The sequence below is a fragment of the Streptomyces avidinii genome, from assembly GCF_045161815.1.
In the GTDB taxonomy this organism is placed as follows: Bacteria; Actinomycetota; Actinomycetes; order Streptomycetales; family Streptomycetaceae; genus Streptomyces; species Streptomyces avidinii.
Genome location: NZ_CP108863.1, coordinates 734,345 through 756,287, shown reverse-complemented (window position 1 = coordinate 756,287; position 21,943 = coordinate 734,345). Strand labels below are relative to the sequence as shown.

Here is a 21,943-nt window from a genome sequence, read left to right as displayed (position 1 = left end):
GGAAAGGATCAAATCCAGTTCGCGTTTCTTACCCGAACCGTAAGTTGAGCCGATGCTCGATGTACGACGCCTGCGCCTGCTGCGCGAACTGGCCCGCCGCGGCACCATCGCCGCCGTCGCCGAAGCCCTCGCCTTCAGCCCTTCGGCGGTCTCCCAACAGCTCACCGTCCTCGAACGCGAAGCCGGCCTGCCCCTGCTGGAGCGCACCGGCCGCCGGGTCCGGCTCACCCCGGCGGGCCAGAACCTGGTCCGGCACGCCGAAGCCGTCCTCGAACAGCTGGAACAGGCCGAGGCCGACCTCGCCGAGGCGCGCGGCGGGCTCGCCGGAGCCCTGCGGATCGGCGCCTTCCCCACCGCCACCCGGGCCATCGTCCCGGCCGCGCTGATCACCCTCGCCCGGCGCCACCCGGGGCTGGAGCCGATGGTCTCGGAGACCGATCCGGCCGCGGTGGCGCACGCCCTGCGGGCCGGGGACCTGGACGTGGCGCTGGTGCACGAGTACGACTTCGTACCCGCCGAGCCCGAGCCGGGACTGGCCACCGAGCCCCTGTACGGCGAGGCGATGTACCTGGCCGCGCCCGAGGGCCCGGCCCCCGACCGGCCCGGGGAACCGGAACCGGACCAGGGGGCGGCCCTGCGTACGCACGCCCGGGCGCCCTGGATCACCGCCACCCCCGGCACCCTCTGCCACGCCATGACCGTCCGGGCCTGCCAGGCCGCCGGATTCACCCCGCGCGTCCGCCACCGGGTCGACGAGTTCGCCACCGTGCTCGCCCTCGTCGCGGCGGGCCAGGGCGTGGCCGTCGTACCGCAGCTCGGGGTCACGGGCCCGGACCGGCCTGCCGTACACCTCACGCGCCTGCTCATGCAGCGCCGCACCAACCTCGCCTTCCGCAGCGGTGCCGGTGCCCACCCCGCCGTGGCGGCCTTCGGTGCGGCACTTCGGGCCGCCGTACCACCGGATCTGGTCGGGTCGCGCGCCGTGACGTGACACAACTCCCGTACCGGGTGGCGCCCGTGTACGTTCGTTGATCCAGACCGATTCGATCAGAGCGGGGTACGACGTGACGCATCGCGTACGAGGGGTCATCGCCCGGAGCAAGGGCGCACCGGTGGAGACGACGACGATCCTCGTGCCCGACCCGGGACCCGGTGAGGCACTCGTCAAGGTGCAGGCCTGCGGGGTCTGCCACACCGACCTGCACTACCGCGAGGGCGGCATCAACGACGAGTTCCCCTTCCTGCTCGGCCACGAGGCCGCCGGCATCGTCGAATCCGTCGGCCCGGACGTCACCTCGGTGGCGCCCGGCGACTTCGTGATCCTCAACTGGCGTGCGGTGTGCGGCACCTGTCGCGCCTGCAGGCGAGGACGCCCCTGGTACTGCTTCGCCACGCACAACGCCACCCAGCCCATGACCCTGGAGGACGGCACCCCGCTCTCCCCGGCCCTGGGGATCGGCGCCTTCGCCGAGAAGACCCTGGTCGCCGCAGGTCAGTGCACCAAGGTGGACCGTGCGGCCGCCCCGGCCGCCGCCGGCCTCCTCGGCTGCGGGGTGATGGCCGGCCTCGGCGCCGCCCTCAACACCGGCAACGTCGGGCGGGGCGACTCCGTCGCCGTCATCGGCTGCGGGGGAGTGGGCAACGCGGCCGTGGCCGGAGCCCGCCTGGCGGGCGCCTCGCGGATCATCGCCGTGGACCTGGACGACCGGAAGCTGGAATGGGCCCGGGGCCTGGGCGCCACGCACACCGTCAACGGGCGCACCGACGACGTCGTCAAGGCCATCCAGGCCCTGACCGACGGCAACGGCGCGGACGTGGTCATCGACGCCGTGGGCCGCCCGGAGACCTACCGGCAGGCCTTCTACGCGCGCGACCTCGCCGGGACGGTGGTCCTGGTGGGCGTGCCGACGCCGGAGATGAAGCTCGAACTCCCGCTCCTCGACGTGTTCGGCCGCGGCGGCGCCCTGAAGTCCTCCTGGTACGGGGACTGCCTGCCCGAGCGCGACTTCCCCCTGCTGATCGACCTCTACCTGCAGGGCCGGCTCGACCTGGACGCCTTCGTCTCCGGGACCATCCCGCTCGACGGTGTCGAGGACGCCTTCGCCCGGATGGAACGCGGCGAGGTCCTCCGCTCGGTCGTCGAGTTCTGACACCCCGTCCGGCCCACCCGGCCGGACCCGGCCCGCCTGGAATCGGGCCACCACCCCGCGCCCCCGCCTCCACCCGGCCGGGGCGCGGTCTTCATCTCCTCGTACCCCTGGGGGCCGTCCGTGACCATCGCACACAGCTACCGCCAGCCCGGCACGGTCCTCACCGACCACCGGTTCTCCGTCCCGCTGGACCACGCGTGCCCGGACGGGGAGCGGATCGAGCTGTACGCCCGTGAGGTCGTGGCCGCAGGCAAGGACCCCGAGACGCTGCCGTGGCTGCTCTACCTGGAGGGCGGTCCGGGCTTCGGCGCCCGCCGTTTCATCGGCCGCCAGGCCTGGCTGGAGCGCGCCCTGACCGAGTACCGGGTACTCCTGCTCGACCAGCGCGGAACGGGCCGCTCCACCCCGGTGAACCGGCAGACCCTGCCCCTGCGCGGCACCCCCGACCGGCAGGCCGAGTACCTCGGCCACTTCCGCGCCGACTCCATCGTGCGCGACGCCGAAACCATCCGGCCCGGCCTGACCGGCGGCGCGCCCTGGACCGTGCTCGGCCAGAGCTTCGGCGGCTTCTGCGCGACCCGCTATCTCTCCACCGCGCCCGAGGGTCTGACCGCCGCGCTGATCACCGGTGGCCTGCCGTCCCTGACCGCCACCGCCGACGAGGTGTACGAGGCCGCGTACCCCCGCATCGAGCGCAAGAACCTGGCCCACTACGCCCGCTACCCCATGGACGTCGAACGCGCCCGCCGGATCGCCGCCCACCTCGCGGACGCACCGGCCGAACTCCCCGGCGGCCACCGCCTCACCGTCGGGGGTTTCCAGTCCCTCGGCATCCTCCTCGGCGGGGGCGACGGCAGCCACCAGCTCCACTACCTGCTGGAGGACGCCTTCGTCACGACCCCTGCCGGACCCGCCCTCTCCGACGCCTTCCTGGAGAGCGCCCGCGCCCTGCTCTCCTTCGCCGGACACCCCCTCTACGCACTGGTCCACGAGGCGATCTACGCCCAGGACCCCGCCACGCCCACGGCCTGGGCCGCCGAACGGGTGCGCGCCGGCCACCCCCGCTTCGACGCGGACAAGGCCCTCGCGGGCGACGAGCCGCTGCTCTTCACCGGCGAGACCATTCACCCCTGGCACTTCACCACCGACCCGGCCCTCGCCCCGCTGCGCGAGACCGCCGAACTCCTGGCCGCCCGTACCGGCTGGCAGCCGCTCTACGACCCGGCCCGCCTGGCCGCCAACGAGGTGCCGGTGGCCGCCGCCGTCTACCACGACGACATGTACGTGGACACCGCGCACTCGCTGGAGACGGCCCGCTCCATCCGGGGCCTGCGGACCTGGGTGACGGACGAGTTCGAGCACGACGGCGTCCGCGCCAGCGGCCCCCGCGTCCTGGACCGGCTGCTGTCCCTCGCCCGCGACGAGGCGTGAGCCGCTGTCCGCGCAGGTCAGGGGTGTGATGGGGGCCCCGATTAATCGTTCCCGCAGAAGTTGATCACACGGTTAGGGTGGGCGCTCGTACCCGAGGAACCGACCGATGTGTGGAGCGTGCATGCTGAGAAAGATGTCGAGCGCCGTCTCGCTGGCCCTGGCCGGCGGACTGGCCGTGACCGGGGTGGCGGCGGGAACGGCGACGGCCGCCGTCGCCGCGCCGGCCGTCAGCGCCGCGGGGGCGGGGGAGACCCCCGTCGGCGCGCAGGCCTGGACGCGCGTGTCCAAGAAGTACCCGAACCACTCCTACTGGAACGCCGCCGGCGACCTGCGCGTCGGCAACGAGGCCGGCACCGAGGGGCTGTCCCGCGCGTACCTCCGCCTGGACACCACCGCGCTGGCGGGCGCCACGGTCTCCAAGGCGACCTTCCGGATCACCAACACGGGGGCCGCGTCCTGCACGGGCCGTCCGGTGGAGCTGTGGAGCGTCGGCGCCGTCTCGGCGAAGACCACGTGGAAGAACCAGCCCGCCAAGGGCGTCCGGCTGGCGACCGTGACGGACGCCAAGGGCCATGAGGGCTGCGCGGCGGGCGACCTCGAGTTCGACGCCACCGCTTTGGTGAAGGAGGCGGCGGCCGCGTCCCGGACCTCCGTCACCGTCGGTCTGTTCGCCTCGGACGAGTCCGACTCCTCGGCCTGGAAGCGGTTCGCCCCGGCGACCGCGAAGCTGGAGACCACCATCGGCCGCCCCGCGCCGCCGGTGATCAGCTCCCCCGAGTTCCCCGACGCCTCGAACGGCGCCCCCGCCAACACCGGCAAGGCCCGCACCCCGGGCACGTTCACGTTCGGCACCGGTGGCGCCACCAACATCGAGAAGATCGTGTACTGGTCGGACTTCGCGCCTCGGGAGATCACCGTGGCGCCGGGTGGCAGTGCCGTGATCACGCCCACCGCCTCCGGCCCCCACATGGTCTACGCGTACAGCGTGGACAAGGCCGGGCGGCGTTCGGACCAGGTCGTGTACCGCATCTGGGTCCTCGCCGGCGGTGGCCCCGACGCCGCGGGCGACCTGAACGGCGACGGCCTGCGCGACCTGTGGACCCTGGACCCGGACGCGAAGCTCCGCTTCTCGGCTGGCCGGGCCGACGGCACCTTCGCCGCGCCCGTCGACGGCGGGGCGGCCTTCGACCCGGGAGCCCGGATCGCCGTCACCGGGGACTGGAACGATGACGGCTACAACGACCTGCTGGTGCTCGAGCGCCCCACCGGATCCAGCAGGAACCTGCTCCGGATCTACCACGGCAACGGCCTCGGCGGCATCCTGCCGGGCAGCGACATCGTGCTGACCGTCGACTGCCCGGTCGCCGATCCGGGCCACGCCTGCGCCGGCGACGACCCGGCGTGGACCGGCGACGACCACTGGTTCAATGCCGAGGGCGTGGTGGCCGCAGGTGACCTGAACGGCGACGGCCAGCCCGACCTGCTGGTGAAGCAGGGCACGAAGCTCTGGGCGTACACCGCCAGCATCTTCGCCAGCCTGGACGCGTTCGGCGGCCCGGTCCTGGTCGGCGACGGCGGCTGGGACTCCGTCTCCGTCCTCGTCGCGGGCGACACCGACGGCGACGGCGCGGCCGACCTGTGGGTGCGCGACGACGCCTCGGGCGACCTGTTCGCCGTGAAGGGGGCCAAGGACGCCGCCGGGCACCTCGACCCCACGAGCTGGGGCACGGCGCAGCGCGTGAAGATCGGCTCGGGCTTCGGCCGGACGGCCTACCCGACGCTGGTTTCCGCGGGCGACTTCGACCGCGACGGTCTGGTCGACCTGTCGGCCGTCGGCGCCGACGGCAGGGCCGTCTGGTTCCGGGCGACCGCCACCGGGATCGACGCGACCCCGCGGCCGATCGGCTGATCCCACGTCAACCGGCCGGGCCGGCGCCCCCGCTCAGGGGCGCCGGCCCGCCGGCGTTTCCGGGGGCGGCTCCACGAAGGGTCGGGTCAGGTGCGCGGTGGCCAGCAGGGCCCCGCGCTCCCTCGCCCGGGCCAGCAGGGCCCGGCGGGAGGCGCGGGCGGTATCCCGGTCGCGCTCGTGGGAGTACGGCACGGCCGGGTCGCCCAGCTGGACCGCGTGCACCAGCACGTCCCCGGTGACGTCGCGGGCCCCCTCCCCCTGATCCACCAGCACCGACTGGTGCCCCGGGGTGTGCCCGGGCGTCGGCAGCAGGGTGATGCCGGGCGCCAATCGGTGGGCACCGTCGACCTCGTGCAACTGCCCGCCGGCGCGCAGGGGCGCCACCGTCCAGTCCCACACCGGGTCCGCCCGGTCCAGCGCGGCCACCTCCGCGCGCTGCACGACGTACCGGGCGGCCGGGAAGAACGGCCTCCCGTCGTCCCCCGACGACCATCCCGCGTGGTCCTCGTGAAGGTGGGTCAGCACCACCGCCTCCACATCGGCCGGAGCGATACCGGCCGCCGCGAGGGCGTCCGGCAGCCGCCCCGGCACCGGGGCCCACGCGGCGGCCGGGGACCGGGCCGGCCCGACCCCGGCGTCCACCAGCACCCAGCGGCCGCCGGGCCGGGCGATCGCGAAGCACCGGAAATCCAGTGCCCACGCCCCGTCCGGCCCGAACGCGCCCGGATCCAGCTCCGCGGCACGGGCCCACGCGGCCACCTCCGCCCCCGGAAAGGCGGTACGCGCCGGCTCGAAGAAGATCCCCGTGGCGTCGAGCAGCGCCACCACCTGCCCATGACGGTCCATGCGCCTATTGTGCGAGACATGACCGAACAACCTGATCAGCAGGCAGCCTTGCAGCCCATGCCCACCGACTGGACGCGCGCCCTCGCGGTGGTCGCGCACCCCGACGACCTGGAGTACGGGTGCGCCGCGGCGATCGCGGACTGGACGGACGGGGGCCGGGAGGTCGTCTACCTCCTCGCCACGCGCGGCGAGGCGGGCATCGACAGCATCGCCCCCGCCGACTGCGGTCCGCTGCGCGAGGCCGAGCAGCGGGCGAGCGCCGCGGTCGTCGGCGTGTCCGAGGTGGAGTTCCTGGACTACCACGACGGCGTCATCGAATACGGCCTCGGCCTGCGCCGGGACATCGCCGCGGCCGTCCGGCGGCACCGCCCCGAGCTGATCGTCACCCTCAACCACCGCGACACGTGGGGCGGTGCGCAGGGCGGCGGCTACTGGAACACCCCCGACCACAAGGCCGTCGGCCGGGCCGTGCTGGACGCGGCCGGTGACGCCGGCAACCGCTGGATCTTCCCCGAGCTCATCGAGCGGGGACTGCAGCCGTGGAACGGCGTGCGCTGGGTCGCGGTGGCCGGATCCAGCACGCCCACGCACGCGGCCGACGCGGGACCGGGGCTGGAGCGCTCGGTGAAGTCCCTGCTGGCGCACAAGGCGTACATCGAAGTGCTCACGGACCAGGACCCCGAGGAGTACGCCCGTACCTTCCTCACCGGGAACGCCCAGCAGGCGGCAGCCCGGTTCGGCGGCCGTCCGGCCGTGCCGTTCGAGGTCTTCCCCCGCTGACCGGCCACCCCTAGTCTGACGACTCGTCAGTTCGTGAGGTCGTCAGCCATCGGACCGGGGGTGCGGGACACGGTGATCGACACCATCTCCACGGAGATCGCGGAGGGTGAGGAGCGCGTCCGGCTGGAGATCGGCGACGGTCTCGCGATCCTCACCCTGTGCCGCCCGGACAAACTCAACGGCTGGAGCTGGGAGTCCACCCGCCAGCTCGGCCTGCTCGCGGACCGGATCCGCTTCGACGCGTCCGTGCGGGCGGTGCTGCTGCGGGCCGAGGGCCGGGCCTTCTGCGCGGGCATCGACGTGACCGCCCCGGGCGGCGCCATCACGGGCGGATCCCCGGCGGAGCGCACCCGCAACTACTACGAGGGCATCCGCTGGGTGCACGAGCGGTTCGCGGTCCTCGCCCGCCTCCCGCAGCCGGTGGTGGCCGCCGTCCAGGGCTACTGCCTCGGCTTCGGCTTCGAGCTGGCGCTGATGGCCGACGTCCGGGTGGCGGCCGAGGACGCCGTCTTCGCCCTGCCGGAGGCCGGACTGGGGGTGGCGGTGGACGCGGGCGGTGACCTCCGCATCGCCCGCGAGGCGGGTGCGGGCTGGGCCAAGTACCTGGCCCTGACGGGCCGCCGCATCGACGCCGCGACGGCGCTGCGCCTCAACCTGGTTCAGCTGGTCGTCCCCGGCGAGGGCCTGGAGGCCACCGCGTGCGCCGTGGCGCGGGAGATCGCCGCGAACGCGCCCCTCGCGGTCCAGGGCATCAAGCGCGCGATCGACTCCTACGCCGACGCCGCACTCCCCGCGGCCCTGGACCGGGTGGCGATGACCGCGGCCCTCACCCTCACCTCGGAGGACTGCCGCGAGGGCTACACCGCCAAGGCGGCCCGGCGGCCCCCGCGCTTCAGCGGAGGCTGAGCACCGGCCGCGTCGAGAACTCCTCGTACATGCCCACGCCGTCCGGCCCGTACGTGAACTCGGCCGTGTACGGGTTGCGGTTGGCGGTGGCCAGCGGAAGCCACCCGAGCAGGTCGCCGTATCCGCCGCAGACGGCTTCGCCGCCGTCACCGCCGTGCACGGCGGTCGGGTCGCCGCTCAGCTCCGTGCGGTAGCTGTCGTAGGCGATGTGCAGTCCGAAGGCGTTCGGCTCGTGCCGCGGGCCCCCGCTGCCCCCGTACGGCGGCTGGTCCAGGGGACACTCGTTCCCCCAGCGGAACAGGGTGCCCGCCCCGGCCCCGCACGCGTGCTCCCACTCGTCGGCGCCCGGTATCCGCAGCCCGCGCGCCGCGAGGGCCGCCGGCATGTCCTCCGGGGACTCGGTCAGGGCCTCGTCCTCCACGGCCATGAACACGGTGGCCAGCGTCGCGGTGCGCAGCGGGCTCAGCACATCGGCGAGATAGGACTTCAGGTCGGGCCGCCCGTACCCGTACCCCTCCTCCGCGCTCTCCGCGTAGTCGGCGCTCTGCGCGGGCGTCGGGACGAAGGCGTCCAGGTCGAACCCCAGCCGCACCGCCCCGCCGGGTACGAGGGCGAACTCCTGCCCCTCGCGCTCGATGCGCACGCGGTGCAGGGGACCGCCCAGGTGCTCGACGGTGTCGAGCAGCACCACCCGGCCGCCCACCTGCGCGGCGGCCTCGTGCGCGATGTGTCCGGCGGTGGCCGGGTCGAGCGACCGCCAGCGGTCGAGGGTCAGTTCGGCGAGAGACATGCCCCGATCCTCGCACCGGCCACTGACAACGCGCGGCCCGGGGAGGAGGCTCGGGGGAGGCGAGCCGCTCCGCGGACCGTGCGGGTGGGGGTGCCGGTGCCGGTGCCGTGCCGGTGGCGGTGCGGGTCAGGCCGCGAAGCGGCGGTTGCCCGTGAGCGACCACACGGCGGAGATCCGGCCGTCGGTGACCGCGAACATGTCGATGCCGCTCTTGACGGCGACCTCTCCGTCGCCGTCGGCGTGGCTCTCGGTCCACCGGCAGGCCATCTCGCCGCGCTCGGAGTCGACCAGCGGTGCGGATTCGGCGGCGAAGGTCAGGCCGGTGAGGGCAAGGCTGTTGGCCGAGATGAACGCCGTCAGTTCCTCCTGGCCGAAGGAGTAGGCGGAGCCGGTACCGTCGAAGTCGTCCGCGAAGTGCAGCCGGAAGCCGGGGGCGAGGATCTGCTCGGCGAGGGCGACGTCTCCGTTCCAGAGCGCCGTCCAGCCCTCCACCAGCCGGGTGCCGGCCTCCCGGGTCAGCGGTGCGGAATCGATGGCGGGGGTCGTCGTCACAGACATGGGCGCGGTGCCTTCCATGGTCGGTTCGTGGTCACCCAGCCTCCGGGCCGTCGGCGACAGCCCCCTGTCGGTGTTTAGCCCTCCGGGAGGGGACTCAAGCGAAACCATAGAGTTCGTCGAGTGCGACGAAATCCCTTCCGGCGGTGTCCAGTTCGGACAGGTCCACCGGACGCGGCTCCGCCGTCTCCTCCAGTGCCCGCGCCGCTTGGATGCGGTCGAGGCGGAAGTCCCGTACGGCGCGGTGCAGCCGGCACCAGCCGATGAGGTACCAGTGGTCGCCCCCGAGGAAGCCCAGGGGTTCGACGGTGCTCTCGGTGATCTCGCCCCGCGCGTCGGCATGGCGCAGGTGCAGCAGCCGGCGGGTCGAGAGCGCCACGCGCAGGGTGTGCGGGAGCGCGGACGGCCGAACGGGGTGCACGGCGAGCCGGACCCGGGCGGCGAGATCGCGCGCGGCCTGCCGGTCGCGCTGCGGCATCACGGCGAACACCTTGTGCAGCGCCGAGCGGGCGTCCGCGGCGAACGGGGTCCCGGACAGCCCGTGCAGGGCGACGGCCAGGGCCGCCGCCTCGGCCGGGGTGATGGTCAGGGGCGGCAGGGTGTGGTCCTTGTCCACCGCGTACCCGCCGCTGCGGCCCGGTTCGGCGTAGAGCGGCACCCCGGACTGCTGCAGGGCGCTGAGGTCGCGCTCTATGGTGCGCGTGCTGACGCCGAAGCGATCCGCGAGCCACCGCGCGCTGCGCGGCCGGGGCGAGACCGCCCGTAACTCCTCCACCAGGGCGTACAGACGCTCGGTACGGTTCACAGCCATGGACCGTAGCCGATGCCCGGCGAGATCCGGAAGGGACGGCCTAGTGCCGTGCCGGGCGTCGCGACCCGGTGGACCTTTCCGGTCACAGCACTAGGAAGCGAACGGGCCGCGGCCCAGCTGGGTGCGGACCGGGACCACCTCGGGGTTGACCACCGACCGGCGCTGCCAGTTCGCCCCGTCCACCACCAGCGTGTGCCCGGTGATGAACCGGGCGTACGGCGAGGCCAGGAAGGTGGCGGCCCAGCCCAGTTCGCGCGGCGCGCCGACCCGCAGCGCGGGCTGCCGGGCGTCCTTCGCGTCGGGCGCGGCGCGCTCCAGGCCGTCCCGGATGTCCTCGGTCATGTCCGCGTGCGGGACGAGCCCGGGGACGAGCCCGTTGATCTGGATGCCGTACGGACCCCACTCGACCGCGAGCGTCTCCACCAGGTTCTTCACCCCGGCCTTGGCCGCGGAGCTGTGGACGAACCCCGGCCCGCCCGTCCAGGCGTACGAGGCGCCGATGTTCACGATCGAGCCGGGGGTGCCCGCGGTGAGGTGCCGGCGGCCGAACTCGCGGGTCATGAACCAGGTGCCCGTCAGGGTGATGTCGACCACCGCCCGCCAGGCATTCGGAGAGAGGTCCTCCGCCGGGGAGGGGAAGTTCGCGGCCGCGTTGTTGACCAGCACGTCCGGCAGGCCGAAGGCGGCCTGCGCGGCATCGAATACCTCCGCGACCCGCTCGGGGTCCCTGATGTCGCAGACGGCCGCCGACACCCGGCCCGCGCCGGGTACGGCCGCCAGCTCCTCGCGCGCCGCCTTGAGCTGTTCGGCGCGTCGGCTCGCGATCACCACGTCGGCACCGAGCCGGGCGAACTCGGCCGCTATGGCCTTGCCGAGCCCGGTGCCGCCGCCGGTCACGAGGACCACCTGCCCCGCGTAGGTCCCGGGGGGCAGGGCGGCGGCGCCGAGCGCGGGTGGCGCGGGCAGCCCGCGCAGAGGGTTCTCCATGTGCCCATCGATAGCGTGTGGGCGCTCAGATCACCATGCCCGAACGGTGCCCGGCCTCTGTCCGGCCGCTGCCGGCCTAGGACGTCTCTTTCGGATCTTGCCGGGCCCGCGACGCCCGGCACCGCACCCGGCCGCGTTGTCGGTGCGCCCGAGTACGTCCAGTACAAGGGCGCCCCTCCGCCTTGCCGGGCACGGCACCGGACGCCGTGGGCCCGGCCGACAAGATCCGAAAGAGACGGCCTAACTCCCCGGGTTGTACGCCTGCTTGGTCGCGCAGGTCCAGATCACCGGCTTGAGCTTGCCCTTCGCGTTCACGGCCGCCCCGCCGACCCGGTCGGCGTCCGAGACCGCATCGGCCATGCTCGCCCCGCCCGCGGCCAGCCGCGGCAGGGCCTTGACCGGTCCGGAGCCGGCCCGCAGCAGGGCCTGGTCCGGCCGGGTCATCTCGTCCGGGTGGAACTTGGCCGTGCCGACGCTGACGTTCGTCGTCGCGCTGATCGCCTCGAACGTGGCGTACGGGTGCGAGCTCAGCCCACCGGGGGAGGTCGCGGGCCCGGTGAGCGGCGGCTCCCAGACCAGCGGCTGGTACTCGTGCCACGGTCCGGCCCAGTCGTAGCCGACGATCCGGCGGCTCTCGTCGAGGTCCTGCACGTAGCTGTCGTTCACGGCCGGAGCCAGCAGCCGGGCGGCGGAGCCGTCCCCCGGCCACAGCACCGGGTGGGTGCCCTCCAGGTGCGCGCCGGTCTCGGGGACCTCGTAGTCCTGCGTGGCCATGCCGAGGATGTCGCCCTGGTTGTTGATGCCGGTGACCGTCGTGATCCGGGTCCCCGGTCCGGCGTCGGCCGGTACGGGCAGGTCGCGGACCTTCTGGCCGTCCTTCCAGACGGTGCCGATCCCGCTGTCGGAGCGGGAGACCACGTACCCGGCGTCATTGACGTCGGCCTCCAGGTCGGAGCCGTCGCTGTCCGGCAGCGGAGTGATCGCCGCGGCGCCCGCCCGGTACGTGAACAGGGAGGAGGCGCCGAAGTTGTGGAGGACACCGACCATCAGGCCGTGCGCGTTGACGGCGAGCACCTGCCCCGTGACGTTCGGGTCGGTCAGCGGGACCGGGTACACGGTGGTGCCGGTCCAGTAGGCGGGCTTGTAGCCCGAGACGCCGACGGCGAGGTCGCCCGTGCCGAGGTCGAAGACCCCCTGGCTGCGCTGGACGTCGCGGGCGTACGACTCGTTCCCGATCGTGCCGAGCACCTGGATCTTCGGTGCGCACTTCGCGTCGGCCGCCACTGCCGGTCCGGCCGCGGTGACCAGGCCGGTCAGAACGATGGCGGCTCCGGCCGCGGACATGCTTCTTCTCATGTAGTGGTCCCCCCTGGACAGGTGCTGTTCCCCGTTGAGTCATGACACGTGCACGCCACATGTTGCCTGATCTTGAGGAGGATGTGGCCTGAATGGCGCGTGTTGATTCGGACCGGGGGCCTCTCCACCCCGACCGATGGTTCCCAGAGAGGCAAGCGACTGCTTAGTATGCCCGCGGAGCGTGGTTCCTCGACGGCGGCTGGAGGCCCCGGATGCAGGCATGGCGAGTACATACCCCCGGCGAACCCCGAGAGGCCCTGCGCCTCGAAGAGATTCCCGAACCGGTCCCCGGCGAGGGCGAGGTGCGACTGCGGGTGCTCGCGGCGAACCTCAACTTCCCCGACGCGCTGCTCGTCCGCGGCCAGTACCAGATCCGGCCACCGCTGCCCTTCACCCCCGGCGTCGAGATCTGCGGCCTCACCGACGACGGCCGCCGCGTCATCGCCAACCCCAGCCTGCCCCACGGCGGCTTCGCCGAGTACGTGATCGCGTCCGAGCGGGCCCTGCTCCCGGCCCCCGAGAGCCTGAGCGACGCCGAGGCCGCCGCCCTGCACATCGGCTACCAGACCGGCTGGTTCGGCCTGCACCGCCGGGCGCGCCTCCAGCCGGGCGAGACCCTCCTCGTGCACGCCGCCGCCGGCGGGGTCGGCAGCGCCGCCGTCCAGCTCGGCAAGGCCGCCGGAGCCACCGTCATCGGAGTGGTCGGAGGCAGGGCCAAGGCGCGTACCGCCGAGGAACTCGGCTGCGACCTGGTGATCGACCGTACGACCGAGGACATCGTCTCCCGGGTCAAGGAATTCACGGGCGGGCGCGGGGCCGACGTGGTCTACGACCCCGTCGGAGGCGACTCGTACACTGCCTCCGCCAAGTGCGTGGCCTTCGAGGGCCGGATCGTCGTCGTCGGCTTCGCCGGCGGCGACATCCCCGCCCCCGCCCTCAACCACGCCCTCGTCAAGAACTACGCGATCCTCGGCCTCCACTGGGGCCTCTACGCGGCCAAGGACCCGGGCGCGATCCTCGCCTGCCACACCGAACTCACCCGTCTCGCCGCCGAAGGCACCATCAAGCCCCTGATCAGCGAACTCATCGCACTCCCCGACGTCGCCGACGCCGTGCAGCGCCTCGCCGACGGCACCACCACCGGCCGCGTGGTCGTGGCCATGCCCCGGCAGCCGGGTGCGACCCGATGACCGCGATCACCGCAGACCACCTGCTCACACGGGTCCGGGGCCTGCTCGCCGCCCACCCGCCCGCCGGCACCGACCGCACCGACTTCCTGCGCGCCCGCTTCGACGCCGGACTCGCCTGGGTCCACTACCCCGAGGGCCTCGGCGGACTCGGCGCGCCCCGTTCCCTCCAGGCCGTCGTCGACGCCGAACTGGAGGCCGCGGGCGCGCCCGACAACGACCCGCGCCGGATCGGCATCGGCCTCGGCATGGCCGCGCCCACGATCCTCGCCTACGGCACCGAGGAGCAGAAGCAGCGCTTCCTGCGCCCCCTGTGGCTCGGCGAGGAGGTCTGGTGCCAGCTCTTCAGCGAGCCGGGCGCCGGGTCCGACCTCGCCGCGCTCGGCACCCGCGCGGTCCGCGAGACCGACTCCGGCGACTGGATCGTGGACGGCCAGAAGGTGTGGACCTCCAGCGCCCACACCGCCCGCTGGGCCATCCTGATCGCCCGCACCGACCCCGCGCTCCCCAAGCACCAGGGCATCACCTACTTCCTCTGCGACATGCACGCCCCCGGCGTCGAGGTCCGGCCGCTGCGCCAGATCACCGGCGAGGCCGAGTTCAACGAGGTCTTCCTCACCGGCGTCCGCATCCCCGACACCCACCGGCTGGGCGCCGTCGGCGAGGGCTGGGCCGTGGCCCGCACCACCCTGATGAACGAGCGGGTCTCCATCGGAGGCATGCGCATCCCCCGCGAGGGCGGCATGATCGCCCCCGTCGCCGCCGCCTGGCGCGACCGCCCCGAGCTGCGCACCCACGCCCTCCACCAGCGGCTGCTGGAACTGTGGGTCGAGGCCGAGGTCGCCCGCCTCACCGGCGAACGGCTGCGCCAGCAGCTGGTCGCCGGACAGCCGGGCCCCGAGGGATCGGGCATGAAGCTCACCTTCGCCCGGCTCAACCAGGAGATCAGCGGACTGGAGGTCGAACTCCTCGCGGAGGACGGGCTCCTGTACGACGACTGGACCATGCGCCGGCCCGACGGCGTCGACTTCACCGGCCGCGAGGCCGGCTACCGCTACCTGCGCGCCAAGGGCAACAGCATCGAGGGCGGCACCAGCGAAATCCTCCTCAACATCGTCGCCGAACGCGTCCTCGGCCTGCCCCCCGAGCCACGCGACGACAAGGACCTCGCCTGGAAGGACCTCAGCCGATGACCGCACCGACTGCGCCGACGACCCCGCCCGCGCCGACGACGCCGGTGGCCCCCGCGGCGCCGACCGACCTGCTCTACTCGGAGACCGAGGAAGAGCTCCGCTCCGCCGTACGCGCGCTGCTCACCGACCGCTGCGACGCGAAGAGCGTCCTCGCCCGGGCCGAGACCGACCGGCCGCACGACCCCGAACTCTGGCGCACCCTCGCCGTCGGGATCGGCGCGGCCGGCCTCCTCGTACCCGAGAAGCTCGGGGGACAGGGCGCGAGCCACCGCGAGGCGGCCGTGGTCCTGGAGGAGCTGGGCCGGGCCGTGGCGCCCGTCCCGTACCTGACGAGCGCCGTGCTCGCCACGGAGATCCTGCTCGGCTGCGACAACGCGGAAGCCGTCCCGCTGCTGCGGGAGCTGGCCTCGGGCCGCACGGTGTGCGCACCGGCAGTGCCCCTGACGCTCGCCCCGGGAGCGCCCCTGCCGGCCCCCGTCCGGGACCTCGGCGACGGGAGCCTGACCGGCACGGTCACCTCCGTGGCGGACGCGGTGGCCGCCGACGTGCTCCTGGTCCTGGCCGACACCGGGCTCTACGCCGTCCCGGCCGCCTCGGCCCGGCTGACCCCGCAGGTCCCCCTCGACCTGACCCGCCCCCTCGCCACCGTCACGCTGGACGCGGCGGCGGGCACCCGCCTCGCCGACCCGGGAACGGCCCGGGCGGCCGTCGCCGGAGCCCTGCTCTCCGGGGCCGGACTACTCGCCTCCGAGCAGCTCGGGCTCGCCGAGTGGTGCCTGACGCAGACCGTCGGCCACGTCCGCGGCCGCCACCAGTTCAACCGCCCCATCGGCTCCTTCCAGGCCCTCAAGCACCGACTCGCCCGGCTCTGGCTCGACGTGGCCTCCGCGCGCGCGGCGGCCAGGGCCGCGGCCGACGCCCTGGCCACGGCGGCCCCCGACGCCCCGCTGACCGTCGCCGTGGCCCAGGCCTACTGCTCGGGCGTGGCGGTCCGCGCCGCCGAGGAGTGCGTACAGCTGCACGGCGGCATCGGTATGACCTGGGAACACCCGGCCCACCTGTACCTCAAGCGGGCCAAGGCCGACTCCCTGGCGCTCGGCACGGCGGGCCACCACCGGGGCCTGGTGGCGGACTTCGCGGAACTCCCCGCGCCGTAGGCCGCGCCCGCGCCCGGCCGTCCTCCCGCCCCCGCCCCCGCCCCCGCCCCGGGCGGGGGCGGGAAGACGGTCGAACGGCCGATGCGGGCGCGGCGCGCGGTGCGGCACCCTGTGCGACGGGCGCGGCCGCCTGTCTCGGCCTGCACCGGAGCGGAATCCCGGGCAGCGTCGCCATCGCCGTCCCAGCGGCCCTCGTCGGCCGCGATCTGCACCTGCCCCGCCTCCGGCGGGCCGCCGGCCGATCCCTATCCTCGCCCCATGACGGCCACCATCACCGCCCTCTCGGCGACCGGACTCCGAGCCCACCGCGACGAACTCGCCTCCCTCCTGCTCGCCGTGGTCGACGGCGGTTCGTCCCTCGGCTTCCTCGCCGGCCTCGACCACCGGGACGCCGCCGCCTGGTGGGACTCGCTGCTGCCCGCGGTCGAGGACGGCTCGCTCGCCCTGTGGGTCTCCCGCACCGGCGGCGACGGCCGCATCGACGGCACCGTCAGCTGGTACCGGGAGACGAAGGCGAACGGCCGCCACCGCGCCGAGCTGCGCAAGCTGATGGTCCACCCGGCGGCCCGCGGCCGCGGCACCGCCCGCGCCCTGCTAGCCGAGGCCGAGGCGGCCGCGGCCCGCGCCGGGGTGGTGCTGCTGTTCCTGGACACCGAGACCGGGAGCGGTGCCGAGCGGGTCTACCGCTCCGCCGGCTGGACGGAGGCCGGCACCATCCCCGACTACGCCAGCGACCCGGCGGGCCGGCTGCACCCCACCACTCTGTTCTACAAGCAGCTCCGGAGCGCCCACGGGTGACCTCGTCCGCCGCGCGGCGTTAGACCCGTAGCCGCCGGCCACCGAGTGAGGGAGACCGTATGTCCGCCGCATCGCCCGCCGCACCCCTGACCCGCCGCGCGCTTCTGCGTACGGCGTTCACCGCGGCCGTGCTCGCCGGTACGGGTGCGGCCCTGGCCCCCGTGCTGCGCGCCCGGCGCCCCCGGCAGACCCTCACCCCGGCACCGCTCGCCGAGGAGGAGACGTACCGCGGCCGGCACATCGCCGTCGACGTCGCCGGGGTCCGTATCGACGGGCGGCCGCTGCACGTCATGCGCCGGGCCGACGGCAGTTACCTCAGCGGGATCAACCACTTCCAGTCCTATCCGACGCCACTGGAACTGGCCCGGGCAGCCGTGGACGAACTGGGCACGACCCAGCTCGCCCTCGCGGCCCCGCACCACGGCTGACAGACCCACGGGAACGGGAGGAGCCCCGCATTGCACACCCGGCAGAACCAGAAGAACCTCACCAGCGCCCAGAAGAAGCGCTTCACGGCGGCCGTGCTGGAGCTCAAGCGCAGCGGTGCCTACGACGCGCTGGTGCGCACCCACGACAAGTACTTCGTGCCGGACCGCGACCGCAAGCTGCGCGTCGGGCACATGTCCCCCTCCTTCTTCCCGTGGCACCGGCGCTATCTGCTGGAGTTCGAGAGGCAGTTGCAGGAGATCGATCCCGGCGTCAGCGTCCCGTACTGGGACTGGACCACCGACACCAGCCCGGTTTCCTCCCTGTGGGCCGACGACTTCCTGGGGGGTACGGGGCGGGCGAGCGACCGCAAGGTGATGACCGGGCCGTTCGCCTACGACAAGGGCAACTGGACGGTGACGGTGGGCATCACGGAGTCCGCCTTCCTCACCCGCAACCTCGGCCGGCCGCAGAACCCGATCACCCTGCCCACCGCGGCCGAGCTCCAGTGGGCGATCGACGATCCGACCTATGACGTCTCGCCCTGGGACTCCACGGCCACCGCGGGCGGCTTCCGCAACAAGCTGGAGGGCTGGGCGGCGCCCAGGAGCGAGCGCTGGCGCAACCACAACAAGGTCCACCAGTGGATCGGCGGCCACATGACGGGCGGTACGGCGCCCAACGACCCGGCGTTCTGGCTGCACCACGCCTTCGTCGACCTGATCTGGGACCGCTGGCAGCACAGGCACCCCGGCTCCGGCTATCTGCCCGCCGCCCCCCTGGCCCTGGGCGACCTCCAGCGCGGCCGCGTGATCGCCCGTGACGAGCCGATGCCGCCGTGGAACGTCACCCCGCGCGAGATGTCCGACCACCGGGGCCTGTACCGCTACGAATGACCCCCGCGGGCCCCGGGCCCCACGCCCGCACATACGGGAAGGGCCCCCGCCGTCCGGCGGGGGCCCTTCCGTCGATCAGCCGATCAGACGATCAGGCGATCAGTGGCCGTAGTCGCCACCCTCGGTGTGGTGGTCGCCGCCGCCGGAGGCGTTGACGCAGGTGTTGCCGAACGCCGGGTTCAGCAGAGCGATCACGTTCACGGTGTTGCCGCAGACGTTGACCGGGACGTGCACCGGAACCTGGAGCAGGTTGCCCGACAGGACACCGGGGGAGCCGACCGCCGCACCGTGCGCTCCGGCATCGGCGACAGCCAGACCCGCACCGGCGACAACGGCGCTGCCGGTGACAGCGGTGATGGCGAATGCCTTCGCGATACGCGACATCAAGATCTCCTCGTGAGATATGTGGGGCGCCACAGAATCTGTGGCATTTGACATGGCATACAACGCGGGGGCGGCCCAGGGGTCACGGCCCCTGCGCCTACCCGGTGACGGAAAACCGGACGGAGGCGAAGTACGGCCGCACCTGGCCGACCTCCCCGGGCCGCAGGACCCGTAGGGCCCGGCCCGAACACCGGGGGCCCTCGAAGAGGGTCGCCGAGCCACGGGTCCCGTTGGTGACCGCCCGGGCGCCGCCGCCCTCGGCCTCGACACAGCCCCTCGGCGCGGTGAGCCCGTGGACCCGGTCGTCCTGGCCGACGTACTGGAAGTCCGGGCCGGCGGCGGCCTGGGCCGCGCCGGGCAGGAGCGTGGCGCCCGCCATCAGCAGGACGGGCAGGGCATGGTGGATACGCAGGAATCGCATGCCCGTCCAACCGGGACAGGCCCGGAGCCGGTCACGCCTTGTCACCCGTTGGACGGCTGTGCGACGGTGCGCCCGTCACCGTCACCGTCAGCGGCACCGGCATCTCCAGGCATCGCAGACATCGCAGGAGGACGAGATGAGCGCAGAGGCCGCCGCCGACGGCAGCCGCCCGCGGGTGAGGACCGCGGGCGGAGTCGTGGAGGGCCGGACCGGACCCGGCGGGACCGCCGTGTTCCTGGGTGTCCCGTACGCCGCCCCGCCCGTCGGCGCCCTGCGGTTCGCGGCGCCCGCGCCCCCGGCCGCCTGGGACGGCGTGCGCGACGCCGCGGCCTACGGGCCGACCGCGCCCAAGGTGCCGTACCCGGACACGTTCGCCGCCCTGCTCCCCGACCCGGCGATCCCCGGGGACGACTGCCTGAACCTGAACGTGTGGACCCCCGACCCGGCTCCCGGCGCCCGGCTGCCCGTCATGGTGTGGATCCACGGCGGGGCGCACACCCGGGGATCCTCGGCGGTCCCCGTGTACGACGGCTCCGCCTTCGCCCGCGACGGGGTCGTCCTCGTCTCCTTCAACTTCCGACTCGGCGTCCTCGGCTACGGACTCTTCCCCGACGCCCCCGTCAACCGCGGCCTGCTGGACCAGATCGCCGCCCTCACCTGGGTCCGGGACAACATCGGGGCCTTCGGCGGTGACCCCGACCGCGTGACCGTCTTCGGGGAATCCGCCGGCGCCATCAGCATCGGCTCCCTCCTGGCCGCCCCGCGCGCGGCCGGGCTGTTCGCCCGCGCCGTGCTGCAGAGCGGAGCCCCCGAGGTCCTGCCGCGCGTCAGGGTCCGCGCCACGGTCCGGCGGATGGCCTCACTGCTCAAGGTGGACGCCACCGCCGCGGCCTTCACGGCCACCGACCTGCCCGACCTGCTGGCCGCCCAGGCGGCCGTCCTGCGCAGATCGGGCCCGCTCCTCGGCGGACCCGCCTTCGGCCTGGTCACCGACCCGGACACGGTCCCCACCGACCCCCTCGACGCCCTCTGCGACTTCGCGGTCTCCACCGAGGTGCCGCTGCTCCTCGGCTGGACGAGCGACGAGTACCGGCTGTGGCTCGCCCCCACGGGCGGGATGCGCCTGCTGGACCGGCTGGGCCCGCTCTCCGTCTCGCTGGCCCGGGCCCGCACCGGCAAGGACCGGGCGGCCGTACGGGCGCTGCGCACAGCCCTGCCCGCCGCCGGCCCCGCCGAGCTGGCCGGGCAGCTGATCACCGACCGACTCCTGCGCGACCCGCTGCGCAGGCTCGCCGGGGCACGGCGGGCGGCGCCGAGCTTCCTCTACGAGTTCGGCTGGCCCTCCGGCCTGCCGGGGCTCGGCGCCTGCCACGCCCTGGAGCTGGGCTTCGTGTTCGACACGCTCGCGGCACCGGAGGCCGCCTGGCTGGCCGGGTCCGAGCCCCCGCAGGCGCTGGCCGACGAGATGCACGCGGCCTGGGTGCGGTTCGCGGTGGAGGGCCATCCGGGCTGGGCGGCCTGGAACGGCGACGGCCCGCCGAAGGTGTTCGGCGGGCCGTCGCTCGATGCGGCGCAGGCGTCGGTGACTACTCGACCGGTCCTTCCATGACCTTGCTGATGTACTGGATCGGCCCCTCGCCCATGTTCGGGACGTAGGTCTTGGCGTTGTGCTGGCCGCCCTTGATGACCCTCAACTCGGTGTGGATCGGGCCCTTGTTGCCGTAGGTGGCGATGAACTTCTGCACGTCCGGCAGGGTCTTCTTGTTGTTCTCGCTGTCACCGACCTGGAAGGCCAGGTACACGTCCGGACCCTTGGTGTCGATGAGCTGCTTCGCCAGCAGCTCCGGGTTGTTCTCGGCCTTCTCCTTGTCGTGGCCCTTCCACAGGGAGGAGTCCGGGACGATGTCCGGGCCGGAGGCGATCACGGCCTTGAACTTGTCCGGGTGCTTCAGCACGGCCTTCAGGCCCGCGAAGCCGCCGGTGGAGGAGCCCATGAAGGCCCAGCCGTCACGGGACTTGACGGTGCGGAAGTTCGCCTTCACCAGGTCCGGTACGTCCTCGGTCAGCCAGGTGCCCATCTTGGGCTGGCCGGGGATGTCGGAGCCGTCCCAATAGACGCCCTTGTCGTCCGGCGCCGGGTTGAGCACCGGCATGGCCAGGATGAAGGGCTTGCTCTTGCCCTCGGTGTACCACTTGCTGATGCTGGTCTGGAGACCGAGGTCGGTGCCCATCCAGTAGTTGTTGGGGAAACCGGCGCCGCCCGGCAGGGCGATCATGACCGGGAAGCCGCTCTTGGCGAACTTCGGGTCGTTGTACTCCTTGGGGGCCCAGACCCAGACCTTGCCCTTGAAGCCGGACTTCTTGCCGTCGAGCGTGGTGACGGCCACGTGCGTGCCGTCGGCGAGCGTCATCGAGTTCTTGAACTCGGAGGCCGGCCCGGTCGGCATGAGCATCTTGGAGTTGGCCGGCGGGGGAGCGTCGTTCTTCTTGCCGCCTCCCGCGGGCGTCTGCCCGAACGAGACCGCGGAGCCCTTGTCGGTGAAGGGGGGTATCTCGTAGTGGTTCAGCACGAGCGCGGCCGTGCCGGCGAGCGCGAGGACGGCGGCGCCCGCTATCAGCCAGCGGCGCCCCTTCCGGCGGCGCGGCGGCTCCTCCGGGTAGAGGTCCTGCGGTCCGTACCGCGCCGTCTGTTCGTACTGGTCCTGCGGTGCGTACTGCGCCTGCTGCCCGTACTGTGCCTGCTGCCCGTAGGGCTGCTGGGGCGGCTGCGGTATCTGTCCTTCCGGCCGGTACGGCTGGTACTGCTGCCCGTCGGGTGCGTACGACATGTGCGGTGGCTCTCCGGCTGGTGCTGCCCCAGAGGGGCGGGGTGGTCTGACTGCTGGGTCCTTCCGTTCGAAGGATGAACGAAAGCATGTCAGGGTTCCGCACTTTTCCTTCTTTTGGGGTCCCCTGGGGGA

Annotated in this window: 22 protein-coding genes; 13 read left to right on the top strand and 9 right to left on the bottom strand. The window is 73.5% G+C overall.

Translation table 11 applies throughout. The annotated features are described in order from the left end of the window. Window positions 1–52: 52 nt before the first annotated feature. The 4 genes from OG373_RS03545 (at window position 53) to OG373_RS03530 (ending at window position 5,490) form a co-directional block, all read left to right on the top strand. Window positions 53–991 carry a LysR substrate-binding domain-containing protein gene (locus OG373_RS03545; RefSeq protein WP_405435772.1) on the top strand — a complete coding sequence of 313 codons (939 nt, stop codon included), beginning with the start codon at window positions 53–55 and terminating at the stop codon, window positions 989–991. Between the two features lie 73 nt (window positions 992–1,064). Next, entirely contained in the window at window positions 1,065–2,150 is a 1,086-nt protein-coding gene (locus OG373_RS03540; RefSeq protein WP_405435770.1) for an S-(hydroxymethyl)mycothiol dehydrogenase, read from the top strand. A 126-nt stretch (window positions 2,151–2,276) separates the two neighbouring features. Beyond that, complete coding sequence (locus tag OG373_RS03535; protein ID WP_405443920.1) at window positions 2,277–3,581, top strand: alpha/beta fold hydrolase; 1,305 nt, start codon at window positions 2,277–2,279, stop codon at window positions 3,579–3,581. A gap of 121 nt (window positions 3,582–3,702) precedes the next feature. Continuing rightward, on the top strand, window positions 3,703–5,490 hold the full coding sequence (locus OG373_RS03530) for a DNRLRE domain-containing protein (RefSeq protein ID WP_405435768.1): 1,788 nt from the start codon (window positions 3,703–3,705) through the stop codon (window positions 5,488–5,490). 33 nt (window positions 5,491–5,523) lie between these two features. Here OG373_RS03530 and OG373_RS03525 read toward each other — a convergent pair whose 3' ends face one another. Next, a complete protein-coding gene (locus OG373_RS03525) occupies window positions 5,524–6,336 on the bottom strand; it encodes an MBL fold metallo-hydrolase (RefSeq protein WP_405435767.1) in 813 nt (270 codons plus the stop codon). 18 nt (window positions 6,337–6,354) lie between these two features. Between OG373_RS03525 and OG373_RS03520 the strand changes: the two genes are divergently transcribed. Both OG373_RS03520 and OG373_RS03515 read left to right on the top strand, forming a co-directional pair. Then, window positions 6,355–7,116: a PIG-L deacetylase family protein gene (locus OG373_RS03520; protein WP_405435765.1), complete on the top strand. Its 762-nt coding sequence runs from the start codon at window positions 6,355–6,357 to the stop codon at window positions 7,114–7,116. Between the two features lie 72 nt (window positions 7,117–7,188). After that, window positions 7,189–8,022: an enoyl-CoA hydratase/isomerase family protein gene (locus OG373_RS03515; protein WP_405435763.1), complete on the top strand. Its 834-nt coding sequence runs from the start codon at window positions 7,189–7,191 to the stop codon at window positions 8,020–8,022. Here the strand turns inward: OG373_RS03515 and OG373_RS03510 are convergent. The 5 genes from OG373_RS03510 to OG373_RS03490 form a co-directional block, all read right to left on the bottom strand. Further along, on the bottom strand, window positions 8,009–8,812 hold the full coding sequence (locus OG373_RS03510; protein ID WP_405435761.1) for a hypothetical protein: 804 nt from the start codon (window positions 8,810–8,812) through the stop codon (window positions 8,009–8,011). The two genes, OG373_RS03515 and OG373_RS03510, sit on opposite strands and share 14 nt — an antisense overlap. 126 nt (window positions 8,813–8,938) lie before the next feature. Then, on the bottom strand, window positions 8,939–9,370 hold the full coding sequence (locus OG373_RS03505; protein WP_397727577.1) for a hypothetical protein: 432 nt from the start codon (window positions 9,368–9,370) through the stop codon (window positions 8,939–8,941). Window positions 9,371–9,464: 94 nt separating this feature from the next. Then, window positions 9,465–10,178, bottom strand: a complete 714-nt coding sequence (locus tag OG373_RS03500; protein ID WP_405435758.1) for a helix-turn-helix transcriptional regulator — start codon at window positions 10,176–10,178, stop codon at window positions 9,465–9,467. A 90-nt stretch (window positions 10,179–10,268) separates the two neighbouring features. Next, window positions 10,269–11,165 (bottom strand): SDR family oxidoreductase, encoded by an 897-nt coding sequence (locus tag OG373_RS03495; RefSeq protein ID WP_405435757.1) that lies wholly within the window; start codon window positions 11,163–11,165, stop codon window positions 10,269–10,271. A 240-nt stretch (window positions 11,166–11,405) separates the two neighbouring features. Then, window positions 11,406–12,521 (bottom strand): hypothetical protein, encoded by a 1,116-nt coding sequence (locus OG373_RS03490; protein ID WP_405435756.1) that lies wholly within the window; start codon window positions 12,519–12,521, stop codon window positions 11,406–11,408. A gap of 212 nt (window positions 12,522–12,733) precedes the next feature. Between OG373_RS03490 and OG373_RS03485 the strand changes: the two genes are divergently transcribed. The 6 genes from OG373_RS03485 to OG373_RS03460 all read left to right on the top strand — a co-directional run bounded on the left by OG373_RS03485 (window position 12,734) and on the right by OG373_RS03460 (window position 18,178). Next, entirely contained in the window at window positions 12,734–13,711 is a 978-nt protein-coding gene (locus OG373_RS03485; RefSeq protein ID WP_405435754.1) for an NADPH:quinone oxidoreductase family protein, read from the top strand. Beyond that, window positions 13,708–14,901, top strand: a complete 1,194-nt coding sequence (locus OG373_RS03480; RefSeq protein ID WP_405435752.1) for an acyl-CoA dehydrogenase family protein — start codon at window positions 13,708–13,710, stop codon at window positions 14,899–14,901. Before OG373_RS03485 ends, OG373_RS03480 begins: the two co-directional genes overlap by 4 nt. Next, window positions 14,898–16,058, top strand: coding sequence for an acyl-CoA dehydrogenase family protein (locus tag OG373_RS03475; protein WP_405435750.1), 1,161 nt, complete (start codon window positions 14,898–14,900; stop codon window positions 16,056–16,058). The genes OG373_RS03480 and OG373_RS03475 overlap by 4 nt, the downstream gene beginning before the upstream one ends. Before the next feature lie 258 nt (window positions 16,059–16,316). Then, window positions 16,317–16,856: a GNAT family N-acetyltransferase gene (locus tag OG373_RS03470; protein ID WP_405435748.1), complete on the top strand. Its 540-nt coding sequence runs from the start codon at window positions 16,317–16,319 to the stop codon at window positions 16,854–16,856. A 59-nt stretch (window positions 16,857–16,915) separates the two neighbouring features. Next, a complete protein-coding gene (locus OG373_RS03465) occupies window positions 16,916–17,284 on the top strand; it encodes a tyrosinase family oxidase copper chaperone (RefSeq protein WP_397727560.1) in 369 nt (122 codons plus the stop codon). A 30-nt stretch (window positions 17,285–17,314) separates the two neighbouring features. Beyond that, window positions 17,315–18,178: a tyrosinase family protein gene (locus OG373_RS03460; protein ID WP_405435746.1), complete on the top strand. Its 864-nt coding sequence runs from the start codon at window positions 17,315–17,317 to the stop codon at window positions 18,176–18,178. A gap of 99 nt (window positions 18,179–18,277) precedes the next feature. Here the strand turns inward: OG373_RS03460 and OG373_RS03455 are convergent, their stop codons facing one another. Beyond that, complete coding sequence (locus OG373_RS03455; protein ID WP_052872877.1) at window positions 18,278–18,562, bottom strand: chaplin; 285 nt, start codon at window positions 18,560–18,562, stop codon at window positions 18,278–18,280. Between the two features lie 97 nt (window positions 18,563–18,659). After that, on the bottom strand, window positions 18,660–18,983 hold the full coding sequence (locus OG373_RS03450) for a hypothetical protein (RefSeq protein ID WP_405435745.1): 324 nt from the start codon (window positions 18,981–18,983) through the stop codon (window positions 18,660–18,662). A gap of 136 nt (window positions 18,984–19,119) precedes the next feature. On the opposite strand from OG373_RS03450, the gene OG373_RS03445 reads away from it, so the two are divergent. Continuing rightward, window positions 19,120–20,592, top strand: coding sequence for a carboxylesterase/lipase family protein (locus OG373_RS03445; protein WP_405435743.1), 1,473 nt, complete (start codon window positions 19,120–19,122; stop codon window positions 20,590–20,592). Here OG373_RS03445 and OG373_RS03440 read toward each other — a convergent pair. Beyond that, window positions 20,570–21,811, bottom strand: a complete 1,242-nt coding sequence (locus OG373_RS03440; RefSeq protein WP_405435742.1) for an alpha/beta hydrolase — start codon at window positions 21,809–21,811, stop codon at window positions 20,570–20,572. The two genes, OG373_RS03445 and OG373_RS03440, sit on opposite strands and share 23 nt — an antisense overlap. Between the last annotated feature and the right edge of the window lie 132 nt (window positions 21,812–21,943).

Excerpts from the sequence above, each read along its gene's own strand:
- OG373_RS03545 (WP_405435772.1), top strand. The coding sequence starts at position 53 with ATGCTCGATGTACGACGCCTGCGCCTGCTGCGCGAACTGGCCCGCCGC.
- OG373_RS03530 (WP_405435768.1), top strand. The coding sequence starts at position 3,703 with ATGCTGAGAAAGATGTCGAGCGCCGTCTCGCTGGCCCTGGCCGGCGGA.
- OG373_RS03525 (WP_405435767.1), bottom strand. The coding sequence starts at position 6,336 with ATGGACCGTCATGGGCAGGTGGTGGCGCTGCTCGACGCCACGGGGATC.
- OG373_RS03520 (WP_405435765.1), top strand. The coding sequence starts at position 6,355 with ATGACCGAACAACCTGATCAGCAGGCAGCCTTGCAGCCCATGCCCACC.
- OG373_RS03510 (WP_405435761.1), bottom strand. The coding sequence starts at position 8,812 with ATGTCTCTCGCCGAACTGACCCTCGACCGCTGGCGGTCGCTCGACCCG.
- OG373_RS03505 (WP_397727577.1), bottom strand. The coding sequence starts at position 9,370 with ATGTCTGTGACGACGACCCCCGCCATCGATTCCGCACCGCTGACCCGG.
- OG373_RS03500 (WP_405435758.1), bottom strand. The coding sequence starts at position 10,178 with ATGGCTGTGAACCGTACCGAGCGTCTGTACGCCCTGGTGGAGGAGTTA.
- OG373_RS03495 (WP_405435757.1), bottom strand. The coding sequence starts at position 11,165 with ATGGAGAACCCTCTGCGCGGGCTGCCCGCGCCACCCGCGCTCGGCGCC.
- OG373_RS03490 (WP_405435756.1), bottom strand. The coding sequence starts at position 12,521 with ATGAGAAGAAGCATGTCCGCGGCCGGAGCCGCCATCGTTCTGACCGGC.
- OG373_RS03485 (WP_405435754.1), top strand. The coding sequence starts at position 12,734 with ATGCAGGCATGGCGAGTACATACCCCCGGCGAACCCCGAGAGGCCCTG.
- OG373_RS03480 (WP_405435752.1), top strand. The coding sequence starts at position 13,708 with ATGACCGCGATCACCGCAGACCACCTGCTCACACGGGTCCGGGGCCTG.
- OG373_RS03475 (WP_405435750.1), top strand. The coding sequence starts at position 14,898 with ATGACCGCACCGACTGCGCCGACGACCCCGCCCGCGCCGACGACGCCG.
- OG373_RS03470 (WP_405435748.1), top strand. The coding sequence starts at position 16,317 with ATGACGGCCACCATCACCGCCCTCTCGGCGACCGGACTCCGAGCCCAC.
- OG373_RS03465 (WP_397727560.1), top strand. The coding sequence starts at position 16,916 with ATGTCCGCCGCATCGCCCGCCGCACCCCTGACCCGCCGCGCGCTTCTG.
- OG373_RS03455 (WP_052872877.1), bottom strand. The coding sequence starts at position 18,562 with ATGTCGCGTATCGCGAAGGCATTCGCCATCACCGCTGTCACCGGCAGC.
- OG373_RS03450 (WP_405435745.1), bottom strand. The coding sequence starts at position 18,983 with ATGCGATTCCTGCGTATCCACCATGCCCTGCCCGTCCTGCTGATGGCG.
- OG373_RS03445 (WP_405435743.1), top strand. The coding sequence starts at position 19,120 with ATGAGCGCAGAGGCCGCCGCCGACGGCAGCCGCCCGCGGGTGAGGACC.
- OG373_RS03440 (WP_405435742.1), bottom strand. The coding sequence starts at position 21,811 with ATGTCGTACGCACCCGACGGGCAGCAGTACCAGCCGTACCGGCCGGAA.